This window comes from Flavobacterium sp. UGB4466, assembly GCF_903469665.1.
Lineage (GTDB): Bacteria > Bacteroidota > Bacteroidia > Flavobacteriales > Flavobacteriaceae > Flavobacterium > Flavobacterium lipolyticum.
Window position 1 is genome coordinate 48,714 of sequence record NZ_CAGKLC010000022.1, and the last position, 15,983, is coordinate 64,696.

The 15,983-nt window shown below is 38.3% G+C and carries 8 protein-coding genes; all 8 read right to left on the minus strand.

The annotated features are described in order from the left end of the window. Positions 1–104: 104 nt before the first annotated feature. The 8 genes from JO950_RS08430 to JO950_RS08465 all read right to left on the minus strand — a co-directional run bounded on the left by JO950_RS08430 (position 105) and on the right by JO950_RS08465 (position 15,793). Positions 105–2,330: a glycoside hydrolase family 3 N-terminal domain-containing protein gene (locus JO950_RS08430; protein ID WP_202702240.1), complete on the minus strand. Its 2,226-nt coding sequence runs from the start codon at positions 2,328–2,330 to the stop codon at positions 105–107. 2 nt (positions 2,331–2,332) lie between these two features. Continuing rightward, on the minus strand, positions 2,333–3,172 hold the full coding sequence (locus JO950_RS08435; RefSeq protein ID WP_202702241.1) for an endonuclease/exonuclease/phosphatase family protein: 840 nt from the start codon (positions 3,170–3,172) through the stop codon (positions 2,333–2,335). Between the two features lie 455 nt (positions 3,173–3,627). Beyond that, positions 3,628–5,370 (minus strand): cellulase family glycosylhydrolase, encoded by a 1,743-nt coding sequence (locus JO950_RS08440; protein WP_202702242.1) that lies wholly within the window; start codon positions 5,368–5,370, stop codon positions 3,628–3,630. A gap of 279 nt (positions 5,371–5,649) precedes the next feature. Beyond that, a complete protein-coding gene (locus tag JO950_RS08445) occupies positions 5,650–7,914 on the minus strand; it encodes a glycoside hydrolase family 3 N-terminal domain-containing protein (RefSeq protein ID WP_202702243.1) in 2,265 nt (754 codons plus the stop codon). 35 nt (positions 7,915–7,949) lie between these two features. Further along, positions 7,950–9,416, minus strand: a complete 1,467-nt coding sequence (locus tag JO950_RS08450) for a glycoside hydrolase family 30 beta sandwich domain-containing protein (protein ID WP_202702244.1) — start codon at positions 9,414–9,416, stop codon at positions 7,950–7,952. 87 nt (positions 9,417–9,503) lie between these two features. After that, the gene (locus tag JO950_RS08455; protein ID WP_202702245.1) at positions 9,504–10,964 is read right to left on the minus strand and encodes a glycoside hydrolase family 30 beta sandwich domain-containing protein; all 1,461 of its coding nucleotides are present in this window, start codon (positions 10,962–10,964) and stop codon (positions 9,504–9,506) included. A 131-nt stretch (positions 10,965–11,095) separates the two neighbouring features. Next, positions 11,096–12,643, minus strand: coding sequence for a RagB/SusD family nutrient uptake outer membrane protein (locus JO950_RS08460; RefSeq protein WP_202702246.1), 1,548 nt, complete (start codon positions 12,641–12,643; stop codon positions 11,096–11,098). Between the two features lie 18 nt (positions 12,644–12,661). Then, positions 12,662–15,793: a TonB-dependent receptor gene (locus tag JO950_RS08465; protein ID WP_202702247.1), complete on the minus strand. Its 3,132-nt coding sequence runs from the start codon at positions 15,791–15,793 to the stop codon at positions 12,662–12,664. Positions 15,794–15,983 lie beyond the last annotated feature (190 nt).

Consider the following 15,983-nt stretch of genomic DNA (forward strand, 5'->3'; position numbering starts at 1 on the left):
TAACCTTGTTTGTGAAATTAATTACACCAACAAATTAGTGATAATTCGTGCAATTCGTGTTATTTTTTATAACAGTAATCTATACTTCTTTTTGGTTAAAAAAGTTAAAGCAATTCAAAATCTGCTTTTAATTTGAGGTCAGCTGATGAAGCTCCGATCATGACTTCAAAATCTCCCGGTTCTGCTGTCCATTCTAATTTAGTATTGTAGAACGAAAGTTTCTCTTTGTCAATAGTAAATTCAATTGTTTTAGATTCTCCTGCATTTAGTTTTACTTTTTGAAAATCTCTCAATTCTAAAACGGGTCTTACCACCGATCCGAATTTGTCTTTTAAATACAATTGCACCACTTCTTCTCCTGCTATTTTTCCAACATTTGATAATTGAAAAGAAACTTTAATAGTTTCGTTGTTTTTCATTTTTACTGCTGACAATTTCAAATCGGAATAATTGAATTTGGTATAACTCAACCCGTATCCAAAAGGAAATTTAGGAGAGTTTTTCAGATCAATGTAGGCCGAAACATAGTTTTTGGCATCTTCATCTTTAGCGGGTCTTCCGGTACTGAAATGATTGTAATAAATTGGGATCTGCCCCACTTCTCTCGGGAAAGTCATGGGCAATTTCCCCGATGGATTGTAATCTCCAAATAAAACATCGGCGATCGCATTACCTGCTTCAGTTCCCAGCCACCAGGTGTAAACAATTGCCGGAACATGATCTGCCGTCCAGTTAAATATAAGAGGTCTTCCTGCGTTTACCAGAACTATTACCGGTTTTCCTGTTGCCTGAATTGCTTTTACCAAATCTTCCTGCACCCCCGGCAAATGAAGATCGCTTCGGCTTTTTGCTTCACCGCTCATGTCACGTCTTTCACCAATACTCAAAATCACCACATCTGCCTGTTGGGCCGTTGCCACTGCTTCTGCAAAACCGTCTTTGTTATCTCCGTCTACTTCACAGCCTTTGGCATAAAGCAGTTTTGTGTTTTTACCCACTTTGCTCTGCAAACCATCCCATTGTGAGACGATCCATTTATTGTAATCAACCTCGGGTAATTCTACTGACCAAAACCCCATATTTTCTTTGTACTCTTTCACCATTGGACCAATGAATGCAATTGTTTTCAGGTTTTTAGACAGCGGTAATGTTTCGTTGTCGTTCTTTAATAAAACGATACTTTTCTTAGCTACTTCAAGAGCTGCTTTTCTGTTTTCAGGGTTGTTTAAAGCTTTATCAGCTCTTTTTTGATCTGAATATCGATAGGGGTCATCAAATAATCCCAATTCAAATTTCTTGCGTAAAATACGTTTCACGGCATCATCAATCAAGTCTACAGCTACTTTCCCTTCTTTTACTAATTCTGCCAAATGATATCGATACGCATTACTTTCCATATCCATATCACTTCCGGCTGTAATCGCGGCAAGTGCTGCAGCTTTTAAATCTTTAGAGTATCCGTGTGCTACCATTTCCCCAATCGATCCCCAGTCTGAAACTACGAATCCCTGAAAGTTCCATTTTCCTTTTAAGATATCACGCTGCAAATGCACATTTGCGGTAGCCGGAATTCCGTTTAAGTCGTTAAAAGAATTCATAAAAGTGGCTGCGCCGGCATCTAGAGCTGCTTTAAAAGGAGGCAGATAGGTTTCTAAAAGCATGCGTTCACTCATATCTACCGAGTTGTAGTCTCTGCCGCCCACAGCTGCGCCATAAGCTGCAAAATGTTTTACACAGGCCATAACCGAGTTCAGATCTCCGAGTTTATTTCCCTGAAAACCTTTAACTCTGGCATAGGCAATTTTAGAACCCAGCCAGGTATCTTCTCCTGCTCCTTCCATCACTCTCCCCCAACGCGGATCACGGCCAATGTCGACCATTGGAGCAAATGTCCAGTGAATCCCACTTGCTGAAGCCTCTGTCGCTGCAACTCTTGCTGCCAATTCAATAGCTGCTAAATCCCAACTCGCTGCTTCGGCTAACGGAATTGGAAAGGTAGTTTTGTACCCATGAATGACATCCTGACCAAATAACAACGGAATTTTTAAACGGGACTGCATGGCCAGTTCCTGATATTGTCGGGTGTATTTTGTTCCGGTTACGTTTAACATCGAACCTATTAATCCTGCCTTTATTTCGGCTTGTTTGTTGGCATTTATGGTAATAGGCCCCGTTGCTGCATTGTCGCCCGTATACTGATTTAACTGACCGATTTTTTCCTCAAGAGTCATTTTTTTCAACAGAGCATTTACTTTTTGATCTATTGTTTCCTGCTGAGCGGTCGCAAAAAACGATACCATCAACAGGGTAAATGTGGTTATTTTTTTCATAATTAATTTATTTGGATCAAAACAGGCAAATGATCGGATGGATATTTTAAATCTTTTGAATCACTTAAGACTACATGTTTTTGAATTTTTAATCCGCTGTTTTTAGATACAAAAATATAATCCAGTAACAAATTCACAGGTTCATTGTGTTTGAATTCATTAAAGGTTCCTGAAGGACCAAAAGGTTTTTCTATCGAAATATCCCTGGTATCGTCCATCATCTTTTTGATCTCGACAATTTGTTTCGTGTCCGGTACTGAATTGAAGTCTCCCATTAAAAACACGGGATCATTTTTAGTGTTTATTCCCTTTATTTTTGAGAGAACCAGCTCGACTCCTTTTACGCGGGCTACCTCTCCAACATGATCAAGATGAAGGTTAAAAACCCAAAACATTTTTTTTGTTTTTAAATCTTTAAACAATCCATAGGTACAAACTCTGTTACAGGCAGCATCCCAGCCCCTTGATACTTTTTCCGGTGTTTCAGACAGCCAAAATGTGTTTGTATGTTCTACCTGAAAACGGTCTTTTTTATAGTAAATCGTACAGGCTTCTCCGGTTCCTTTTTCTTCTCTGCCTATCCCAAATTTATGGTACTCCGGTAAGGCCGAAGCAATCTCAGCTACCTGATTAGGCAATGCCTCCTGAATTCCAAGAATATCCGGACTGTAAAATCTGATTTGAGAATTAAAAAAGTCTTTCCGGTTGGACCAGGCATTTTCTCCGTCAGAAGCAACATCTAAACGAATGTTATACGTCATCAATTTTACACTCTGAGCATAAAATGAAGCACTAACAAAAATCAGAAACATTACGAGAGCAATTGTGTTTGTCTTTTTCATAGTAAAAAAATTGATTCGTAAAGCTACCATTTCATTAGGCTCAAAGAAAAAAACAATTGTAAAAAGAATGTTAATTTAACCCGTTGCATTTATTTAAACACATAGAAAGTTTGCAGTCGCAGTTTTCAGTCACATTTCACATCTAACATTTCACATTTCACGCATCTATTTTTTTCTCGCAGATTTCGCAGATTGCTTCGCCTGTTCGCTATCGCTCGGGTTTGCAGATTTTTTTTTTAATCCTTTAAGCTGTATCGGTTACTTAAATTCATAGATTGCAGTCGCATTTCACATCCCACATTTCACACCTATATTTTTTCTCGCAGATCTTGCAGTTTTTTTTTAATCCTTTTAATCTGTGGCGGTTATCTAAACACATAAGTGCTGCACGCATAAAAAAGACGTTTCACTTCATCTAAATATTCCTATTCTCTTATAAACACCTCGTTCTGCCTTTATTTTTTCTGTTCTGAAAAATCAAGATAGTTCAAATTGAAACCTCCTTTTTCGAAAACAACTTTAATTTTTTGCATTCCTTTATTTAGTAACACTCCGGACAGTACAACCGTTTTCCATTTGTCATTTCCTCCCGTTGCAGGTAATGTAACGATTTGGGATCTTTTTCCATTTTCTGCTTCGAGATGTATTTTCCCTTCTGAATTTTCAGCCGAATATCGAATCGCTACTTTGTATGTATTTTGCTTTTTTACTTCAGCTGTAAACTGCAACCATTCTCCATCCTCAATAAATGAAACCTGATATCCGTTTGATCCGGCATCTTTGCAGGGTAAAATATCCACGCCATCATTTCGCATCGTATTTCCTTTATTCCACTCGTCAAATTTTCCGGTTTCGACTCTGTAGTTTATAAAATCTTTGTCTGAATAAGCCTTTTCATTTGTTCCCAAATCATACTGTGTTGCTGCAATTTTTCCGGGAATCAAATGTCGTTTATAAGGTTTGGTATCGTTGGTTTGCACTTGTCTGAACATGGCATCGATCACGTCCGGTTTTACGGTTACGTTTTCCATTTTGTAATTGTCGGCGATTTTCATTAAAGTTTTTTTGGCAAAATCAGGCTTTGGTTTCTCACCGCCGTCTTTCCAGTACTTTAATAAAACATCATATTCGGGAATCTTTGTAACGGAGGTCACTCCCGCAATATTCTCGATTTTTTTCATGGGCCAGAATGCCCAGCCTATATTGTTGTTTTCGACCAATGTCAATGCCTCTTTGAACCATACGTTCGAATTTTCACCGCTTTCACCCAACCAGATCGGCACATTGTATTGTGTTCTGTAGTCCAGCATTTTCTGAATGGAGGCTGTGGTATTGTAGTTCCAGTATTTGTGAAAACTCAATGCCATATTTTCATCCCATAAAGGAAAAATTCCGTTGTAATTGTTTCCCCAGCAGTTTCCTTCAATAAAAATTAAATGGTTGGTATCGACTTCCCGAATGGCTTTTGTAACCCGAACCATCAGCTCTCTTAAAGGACCGTTTGAGTTTTCATCACAGCCATTTTTATTGGTTCCGGTAAAATTCCAATTGGGTTCATTGATAATGTCATAGGCTCCAATCCACGGATTATCCCGGTAACGTGACGCCAGTTTTTGCCATAAGGCAATCATTTTTTTCTGATTAGCTTCGCTCTCCCACAAGGAGGGTTTTGTGGTATCATAATCCGAAATTGCGGCATCATTACCTTGGCCTCCCGGAGCGGCATGCAAGTCTAAAATCAGATACATTTTATTTTCGGCACACCATTTCAGCAAATTATCGGTCATGGTAAAGCCTTCTTCAATCCAGGAGATTTCATTCTTTTTTTCTGCTTCGATCGGTGGTGTGTATAAATTGTAATGCATCGGCAGGCGGATCGAATTGAATCCCCAGGCGGCTAATGAATCTACATCTCTTTTGGTGATTCCGTTTGCTTTGTAGGCAGCGTAAAATTCCTTGGTTGCTTCTTCTCCAATAACATCCTGAATCTTCTGCCTGATGACATACTGTGGACTTGCGAAAGGCTGTGTCTGTAACATATAGCCTTCCTGAACCATCCAGCCTCCTGTTCCGAGACCTCTTAAAATGATATTCTTTCCGGTTCCGTCTACAATTTTTTGTCCTTCTCTGTGTAAAAAACCCTGAGCGAAAGTGGCAAAGGAAAGTAATAACGGTAGGGTAATAATTATTTTTTTCATGTCTCTATAATATGAAATAGCTAATTTTCTTTTGACATTCCAACACCAAATATCTTTGCGGAAATAACGATGTTTATTTTCTTTGCTTTAACCCGTTGGGTGAAATTGAACAAAATTTAATTTTAACACATAGAAACATAGGTAGTACTACCCCAAAAAAGAAGGCAAAGTAGAAATATCTTTCTTCCACATAGTTATGTGCTTTTTAACTAGTGAAACGCCTTTTTTAAGTCTACAAAGACTATGACTCTATGTGTTAAAACAATCTCTCCCAACGGGTTACTTTAATAAAAAGTCCTTTTTAAGATTTGCGATCTGAATTGTAAAAGTTCCTTTTTCGGAAATCCATTTCAGATCTTCGTTTACGAATTGCAAATCTTTTTGGTTTAAAGTAAATTTTACCGTTTTGGTTTCGTTAGGCTCTAAACTAATCTTTTCGAATCTTTTTAGCGCTTTTACTTCAGGAGTTATAGAAGCATAATGATCTGACAGGTACAATAAAACCGATTCTTTTCCGGCTCTTTTTCCGGAATTGGTAACCTCAACAGTCACCTTTATTTCATCGGTATTCGTAATTTCTGCTTTGTCGATTTTTAAATTCGAATAAGTAAAGTTAGTATAGGATAATCCTGTTCCAAATTCAAACTGAGGGGAATAACTTTTCTCGTATTTAGCATCATTATTTTGTTCTTCATCTGCCAAACTCTCTGTATGTTTTCTGTTGTATTTTTCTAATGAATTAGGGTATCTCGGATAGTTGTAAGGCAATCTCCCACTTGGATTTACCTCTCCGTACAGAATGTCAACCAAGGCTCTTCCTCCTTCATTTCCCGGCAAATAACACTGTACAACGGCACTCATTTTATCTTCGAAATCACTGATTAATCTTGGTCTTCCTTCGTTTAAAACCAGAATAATTGGTTTGTTTACTTTGGCTAAGGCGAGGGCTAATTTTACCTGAGATTTACTCATATAAAGATTACTGATATCTCCCGGAGTTTCGGTGTAGTTTTTCTCTCCCAGACACAATACAATTTTCGATGCCTTTTGAGCCAGTTCAACCGCTTTTTGAATTTCGGCATCATCTTCTTTTTCAATATCTGCTCCGGCAGTATAGAGTACATTCTCTTTTCCTAATTTAGCCTGAAAAGCTTCCAGAATAGTTAATTTGTCAGCAGCATAAGTATCTGCATTTTCACCCTGCCAGGTGTACGACCAGCCTCCATTCAGGTTTTTCATGCTGTTTGCCGTTGCTCCGGTTACCAGGATTTTTTCCTCTTTGCTTAAAGGTAAAACTGCATTGTTATTTTTTAACAATGTAATGGATTCCGCCGCCGTTTTATAAGCTTCCTGAATGTGTTCGGCTGAACCAAATTTTGGATAATCTTTTAGATTTGCAACTGTATTCTGAAACAGGTTTAACTCGAATTTCATTCTCAGAATTCTGGTTACCGCATCATCAATACGGGACATTGGCACTTCTCCTTTTTGAACTAAATCTACAAGGTCTGTGTAAAAAGTAAATTCTTCGGGTACCATGCTCATGTCTATTCCGGCCATAACCGCGATACGAACCGCATCTCTTTTGGTTGCTGCAATTTTATGTCTGGTATTCAAATAAATAATATCCTTCCAATCCGTTACTACCACTCCTTCAAAGCCTAATTCTTTTTTAAGAATGTCCGTAATCAGATGTTTGCTGGAGTGCACCGGAGTTCCGTTGATTTCTCCGGAACTTACCATTACGCTTTTTGCTCCGGCTTTTATGGCAGCCTGATATATGGTTAAATCATATTGTCTTAGAATGCGCTCGGGAATAATACTTGGGGTTCTGTCTTTTCCGGTTGTAGTGCTGCCATAACCAATATAATGTTTCATACAGGAGGCTACGCTATATTTTGATCCTACATTGCTTCCTTCAAAGCCATCTACCAAAGCAACGGCCATTTTGGAAGACAAATAGGCATCTTCTCCAAAAGATTCCCACATTCTGGACCAGGCCGGGTTTCTCGGAAAATCTAAATCCGGAGAGAATACCCATGGAATGGAGGAGGCTCTGGTTTCGTAAGCCGAGATTTCAGCACCGCGTTTTACCAGCTCTGTATTAAACGTTGCCGCCAGACCAATTTGTTGTGGAAATAAGGTGGCTCCGGCGGTATAACTCGCTCCGTGTATGGCATCTATACCATACAATACTGGAATTTTAAGTCTCGATTTGTTGGCTTCATTGGTAATGGCGGTCATAGTCTCCTGCCATCTCTGAAGTGTTGGTGCTCCCGGATTGGGCACATTCAGAATGGAACCAATATGGTACTCCTGAATTCCTTTTTTTAGTTTGGCGGCATCAAAATAACCCGGTTTTTGAGCATCTTCAAAAACAGTAACTGTTATCTGCGTCATTTGCCCTACTTTTTCTTCCAATGTCATCTTTGATAACAACTCTGAAACCTTAGCATCTATATCTGCTCTCGTTTTCCTGGCTTCCTGACTCCATACTGCTCCACAAAAAAATAGAGCAACTACTATAAACTTCGTGTTTTTCATTGTATTTCTTTAAATTAATATGCTGCTAAAAGAGGCTAATACACTAGCGTTTGCATGGCATGAGCCGGTATAGTAAGCGTTTTTTTCACCGCATTGATTGCTATTTCGTATACCACTGCTTTGTCTGACTGATTCATTACAACGGTGGCAATTTTTCCGTTTGTATTTAGAAAAGAAGTGCTTAATACACTTTTGTCGCTCATTACATTTCTAATTCTTTTCGCTCCCGGTTGGATGAATTTTGAAAAATGTCCAATATAATAGTACATCGGTGTGTAGATCAGTTCTTCTTTTGTGGTATCGGCATGAATTGGGGCAAAACAAAAGTTACCAACATGATTGGGGCCTCCGTTTTGATCCAGCAAAATGTTCCAGTCCGTCCAGCCTGTCGTTCCGTTGTTAAAATCATGGATCATATTGATTCCGTATCGTTCGGCATTTCCCCAAAACTGGAATTTCGAAGCGTCAAATTTTTCGATACAGCCTTCGGTAAACAGCAGGTTTTTGTTTGGAAAAGCTTCATGCACTTTCCCTACAGATTCAAATTTCGGACTGCCTCCGTTCCAGGTTTCGTACCAATGGAATCCAATTCCCCAGGCGTATTTGGAAACTTCGGGATCAGAAAAAACTAAATTAGCTCTTTTCTCGAGCATCTCTCCGCGGTTGTGGTCCCAAATAATGATCTTTTTAGATCCCAATCCTTCTTTTCCTAAAGTAGGCCCCAGAAAGTTTTTCAAAAAATCTCTTTCGGCTTCCGGACTGTAAATACAAGATTCCCATCTCTGACTTGCCATTGGTTCGTTCTGAATCGTCAGTCCCCAGACCGGAATTCCTTCTTTTTCGTATGCTTTTATAAATTTAGCATAATAATTGGCCCATGATTGTGCAAACTCCGGCAATAAAACGCCTCCATGTAAAATATCATTATTGTCTTTCATGAAAGCCGGAGGACTCCACGGACTAACAAATAACGTTAATTTCCCACCGGCTGTTGCAATTGCTTTTTTGAGTAATGGGATTCGGTATTTTTTATCGTGATCAATAGTAAAGTTTTTTAGCTCTTTGTCGCCTTCCTGAATATAGGTATAACTTTCGCTGCTAAAATCACAGCTATGCATATTGGTTCTGGCCAAAGAATACCCTATTCCTTTATTTTTATCGTAGTAAGCGGTTAGAAATTCCTGTTGCTTTTTGGGTGACAGTTTAGCAAAAACTTCTGCGCTGGCATCGGTAATGGCTCCGCCGATCCCCAAAAAAGTCTGATCTGTTTTTGAAGGATCAATCGTAATTGAAACCGTTGATTTTGTTTGTTGTGAAACTGAATTTAAAATGAAATTATTGGATAATGACAATCTTAATTGGGTGTTTTCGGCAGTAGTATATACTTGTATTTTTGGGTTTGATTTAAATGAGGGTACTACAGACTGCGCTCCAACTTTTGAAGAAGAAACGAATTGCAGCACTAGTAATGGGGCGATTAAAACTCTATTTATGGCTTTCATGGTACACTCAAAGCGATTTCATTATTATTAAAAGGCAAGGGGCGAAACGGACGAATCAGATTGCCCCTCTAACTAACTCACAAAATTTCAATAGACCAGCGTTTGTATCGCGTGTGCAGGAATTTTTACAATGGTCTGTTCTGTTGCAATAATAAAATTATAGGTAATAGCATTGTCGGTATTGTTCATCACTACAGTCGCCATTTTTCCGTCAGTATTCAAAAAAGAGGTACTTGACAAATAACTGCGGCTTACCGAAGTACTTACCCGAACGGCATTCGGACGAATGAATTTTGAAAAATGTCCGATATAATAATACGATGGGGTGTAAATGAGTTCCCCTGTAGTGGTATCTGCATGTATAGGTGCGAAGCAAAAATTGCCTACGTGGTTCGGTCCTCCAAATTGGTCCAAAAGTATGTTCCAGTCTGTCCAGCCCACGGTTCCATTATTAAAATCATTGATCATAGAAGTGCCGTATCGTTCTGCGTTGGGCCAGAATTGGTATTTTGCAGCGTCAAATTTCTCGACACAGCCTTCTGTAAAAATGAGTTTTTTGTCCGGATATGCTTCATGTACTCTTGCGACATTGTCAAACATCGGCTGAGCACCTGTCCAGGTTTCGTACCAGTGAAACCCCATTCCCCAAACATATTTGGAAGCTTCCGGGTCGGAGAAAATAACATTGGCTCTCTGTACCATTAAATCACGATTGTGATCCCAGGCAATAATTTTCACCTTCCCCAAACCTTCTTTTTTTAAGGTTGGTCCAAGGTAATTCTTCAGGAAATCTCTTTCCTGTTCGGCGGTGTACAAACAGGATTCCCAGGTTTGGGTGGCCATGGGTTCGTTCTGAACGGATGTTGCCCAAATTGGAATTCCTTCTTTTTCGTATGCTTTTATAAATTTTGCATAGAAGTTTGCCCACGGTTGATAAAATTCCGGAAGTAATGTTCCCCCTTTGAGCACATTCTTATTGCTTTTCATAAAAGCATTGGGTGACCACGGAGTAGCATAAGTAATCATTTTTCCGCCAGCCGTTTTTATAGCCGCTTTAATCATGGGTAAACGGTATTTGCGGTCATGATCAATCGAAAATGTTTTTAAATCTTTGTCGCCTTCTTCGATATAAGAATAACTTCCGCTGCTAAAATCAGAACTTTGAATAGTTGTTCTTAGCAATGAATATCCGATTCCTTTTTGGATATCGTAGTAGGCATTTAAAAATTCTGTCTGTTTTTCTTTTGATAATTGGGCAAAAATTTCGGCACTTGCATCGGTAATGGCACCGCCAATGCCCAGAAAACTCTGGAAACGTTTGGAGGGTTCAACAAAAACGGACAACTCTGTTTCTATAGGCTGTCTGGATGCCGTAAAATTTAAATGATCTGTTGGTGTTAATCTTAATTGTGTATTCGCTGCTGTGGTATAAACCGTTATTTTTTTATTGGTAGTGGTAAATTTTTGTTGCTGTTTTTGGTTTTTCTGTTGTGGAAAAACAGATAAAGAAAAACATAAACAAGTAATAATATAGCCAATCTTTCTCATTGAGTATGTTTTAATAATTGAGACTTTGATCAAATTTCTTAGTCAAATGATTTCCGGTTTGATTTAAAAATAGCCCATACTCATAATGATCATGGGCTATTTACAACCAACCTTAAACTTAACTTACTTCATTATTGTGGATATCCCTGATTTTGAACCATTTTAGTATTATTGAATTCACTATATGGAATTGGGAATGCTTCATTTTTATTGGCCTGAAATCCTTTGAAAGCAAGTTTGGCAGCAGCCTGACCTGTTCTCACCAAATCAAACCAACGATGACCTTCACCTGCAAGTTCTAATCTTCTTTCGGCTAAAATAGCCGGAATAGAAACCGGTACTGATGTTAATCCGGCTCTTAATCTAACAGCATCTAGTAGTGCCTGAGCTCTTGCTCCTGTTCCTCCTAAAGCTTCAGCCTCTAATAAATAAGTATCTGCCAAACGAATAACGTAGGTATTGATTCCAAAATTTAAGAAAGGGTTACTTGCTTTGATATCGGCATTAACCGGTGCATATTTAATAAAATGATATCCAGTCTCCTGATAACTGTCTTTGTACGTAATCAAAGTGTTCGGATCTTTATCCGGATCTCCTGTAGCTCTTGCGGTCTTTGCATCAAAAATAGTAGACGCAAAACGTGGATCGCTTTTCATCGTATTTGCCAGATCAGCAGTAACAACACAAAAACCCCATCCATTAATATAATCCGGCAAAAGTGCTGCTTTTCCATATTTTGTTCTGGAATAATCTCTGATTCCCATCAACTGAGCGGCAACATTTCCTTCATCGTCACCTCTTTCAAAATTCCCCCAATCTGCATTGGATTTATCGGTGTAGGTAATTTCAAAGATAGATTCTGAATTGAATTTTTTGGTATGATCCCATAAAGAAGCGAAAGTATCCATCAACTTATAGCCAAAACTACTTGTTCCTCCGGGAGTTCCGTTTACTTTTGCCAATTCAACCGCCGCCTGTGGCTTTTTGTTATCGTATAAATATACCTTTCCTAAAAGTGCTGTTGCAGCTCCTTTAGAGAATCTTCCCAACTCCGGTGCAGGTAAGCTCATTGGCAAATCAGGAATTGCTTCGTTTAAATCTTTTTCGATTTGTGCATAAACCTCGTCAGGTTTAGCCTGCATAACTAAAGGGATTTCGTTTTTCGTTAGTGGTTTCAGGATCAAAGGAATATTCTTAAACATTCTCACCAGATCAAAATAGTAATAAGCACGTAATGCTTTTACTTCTGCGGCAAATCTTGCTTTCTTAGCGGCATCCATAGGAACATCCGGAAGTTTTACCAGCATGACGTTACATCTTGCTACGCCTTTGTAATAATCTGCCCAAATTGCCGGTGGAATATTCGCCGGACTTACAGAATAATTCGATGCCACCTGAAGTCCTGGCTGGTCGTCTGAACCACCCCCACCTGCATAGAAGTCATCGGATGCAGAGTTTAAGAATAATAAAGGCGCATTTTCCATTGCTCCTGCAAACTTTCCTAATTTATCGTAAGCTGCTACCAGACCTGAATAAGCCTCGGTTTCGTTTCTGTAAAAATTATCTTCCAGCACTACTCCATCTCCCTTTACCTCCAATTTTTCATCGGTATCGCACGATCCAAGTGTCAGTAACACCCCAAAAGCGAATAATGATTGTTTAAAACTTATAAGTTTCATAATATCTTTTTTTTAAATTTAAAATTGCAAATTAACTCCTAACATATACGATTTTGCCTGAGGGTAATATCCTCTGTCAACACCCTGTACGTTGTTCATTCCGGCTGTAGTAGGACCTCCAATCTCAGGATCATAACCCGTATATTTAGTAATCGTCCATAAATTTTCTCCTGTTACATACAATCTTACTTTTTGCAATGAGATGCTTTCTATCCATTCTTTTGGAAATGAATATCCAAGTTGGATTGTTTTGAATCGGAAGAAATCTCCTTTTTGCAAATTGAAATCTGATGGATTCGTAAAGTTTTTGTTGGAATCATCCGTAGTGACTCTCGGATAACTGTTTGTTGATCCCGGTCCTGTCCAGCGTCCCATAACTTCTGTTTGATAATTTGCGGTAGAAATATCAAGTCTTCTCAATCCCTGATAGATCATATTTCCTCCAGCACCCTGACCGAAAACTAACATATCGAATCCTTTGTATGCTAAATTCATAGTAAATCCATACGTGAATTTAGGCAATGAAGTTCCTAAGAAAGTTCTGTCGTTAGCTCCAATTACACCGTCCCCATCCAAATCCTGCCAACGGAAATCGCCCGGTTTAGCATTGGGCTGAATTACTTTTCCTGTCGCATTTTTATAAGAATCGATATCGGTCTGAGTCTGGAAAATACCATTTGTTTTGAATCCGTAGAAGGAGTTATACGCATGACCTACTTCTGTTCTGTTGATTTCGTAAGAACTGGACTGTACCGTTTCGTCTCCAACTAAGAAATTAACTCCTTTGTCTATATAAGTAATTTCATTTTTGATATAAGAGAAGTTCCCATTAACAGACAGGTTCAATTCTCCAATTTTCTTACGGTAGCCTAATTCAATATCTACACCGCGGTTTTCCATATCTGCTAAGTTAGCATAGGTATTGCCTGTGGCTCCAACATAACCCGGAATTGGCACTTTCATTAAGATGCCTTCTGTTTTTTTGCTGAAAAGGTCCACACTTAAATTGAAGTCACGTAATAACGTAGTTTCAAAACCAATGTTAAGTTGTTTGGTTTCTTCCCATTTCAAGTCAGGGTTTGGAATTGCATTTGGACTTTGTCCGTTAACAATTACCCCACCGATAGTATAGTTTCTTTGAATTCCAACTGTAGAAATGTATAAGAAATCAGGAGAGGAATCATTACCTGTAACCCCATAACCTCCTCTTATTTTTAAAGTATTCACGATTTTATTTTCTCCCCAAAAACTTTCTTTGGAAGGAACCCAGCCTAAAGATACTGACGGGAAAGTTCCGTATTTATGGTTTGGTCCAAAGCGTGTCGAACCATCACGACGAAGAATCCCGGTAAAAATATATTTTTCTTTGTAATCGTAGTTTAATCTGGAAAACAAGGACTCCACTCTGTGTTCTAAAGCTTGTGCATTGTAAGCGTTCGCTATTTTATCAGAGATTGGAATGTCAACATTAAAAGAAGCTTCGGCATGTGTCGTAGCCGGTACACCTCTGTAGGTGATATCATTACCGGAAGTAATATTATCAACATAAGTACCTTTTCCAATTAAAATACCGAAATGATGATTTCCAATTTTCTTATCGTAGTTTAAAGTGTTCTCCCAGTTCCAGCTGAAAGATTTTTTGTACGATCGGAACAATTCATTTACATCTTTTTTGGTAGCTCCGTTTAAGTAATAAACCGGTGTAAAGTTATCTGAACCGTAATAGGCTAATTTTCCCCCTGCAGTTGATTTGAATTTTAATCCGGGTAAAATTTCTGCTTCAGCGAAAATGTTTCCAACAAAATTATCTGCAAAATCATTATTTCCTAATCTTGTTTGCGTATACGCTAATGGATTTGAAGTTTCCTGCGTTACAATTGTAGAGATACCGTAGTAATTTCCGTTTGCATCTCTAAGTGCATTTTTGTTCTCGTACGGAGTACCTGCACCGGTTGCCGCACCCGGAGCAACAAGCACCGGTGTTAACGGATCTAAGTTTATGGCTGACGACAAAGGCCCTCCAAACTCATCATTGGTATTTCCTACACCAATTGTTTTTTCATGAGAATATCCTAAAGTCTGACCAATTTTAATATACTTCCCTAATTTATGGTTAGAGTTCAAACGGATGTTTTTTCTGTTGTAATTAGAAATATCAGAGTTTACAATACCTTCCTGATCTGTTAATCCAAAAGACATGTAAAAAGTTGACGTATCGTTACCACCGCTAAAACTTAGCTCATGAGAAGAACGTTGTGCATGATTATTAAAAATTACATTCTGCCAGTCTGTTCCGTTTCCAACATTTGCGGGAACGGTATATCTATTCGGAGTTCCGCCATTTACGTTGGCTTCATTCATAATAGTTACGTACTGATTTGCATCTAGTAAATCTAATTTTTTAGCTGCCTGAGATGTTCCTGCAAAACCGGTATAACTTACCGAGATTTTACCTGCCTTACCTTTTTTTGTAGTTACAAGAATAACTCCGGCCGCTGCACGAGAACCATAAATAGCTCCTGAAGCGCCATCTTTAAGCACCTCGATAGACTCGATATCAGACTGGTTTAGGTAACCAATACCTCCATTGTCAACAATTACACCATCTACAACCCATAAAGGATCATTATTGTTTAATGTAGTAAAACCTCGAATACGTATCGTCGAAGCTGATCCCGGCTGTCCTGCATTTGCTGCTATAGAAACCCCGGACACTCTACCTTGTAAAGCTTGTTCTACCCTTGTTATAGGGAGACTCTCTAAGTCTTTTGCCTTAACACTGGAAATAGAACCTGTAACGACACTTTTCTTTTGTGTACCATATCCTACTACTACAACTTCATTTAAGGCCTGAGATTCCGCTTTTAACTTAACATCAATTTTAGTTCTTCCGTTTACAGCTTCCTGTACTGTATTATAACCTACAAAACTAAATGTTAAAATACCGTTTGCAGGAACATTGATCTGAAATTTTCCATCGAAATCAGATGCTGTCGCCTTATTTGTGCCTTTTATTAAAATAGACGCACCCGGAACTGGCATTCCATTTTCATCATTTATGATTCCGCTTACTGTAACATCCTGCGCCATTGTGACAACTGAAAACAACAGAAACGAAAAACAAAAAATAAGTAATTTTGTTAATTTCATTTTTCTAAAAATTTTGGTTAATTAATTAGTAATTCGATGCAATAATAAATTTAAAATTTCAGTATCTGTAATTAAATTTCATTACAAAAACACATCAACATATAAATTAACACCTTACAAAAACACATCAAATTATAAATAATTTATTGATTTTCAATATTTTAAAAATAATTTTATACTGTTATAGAAT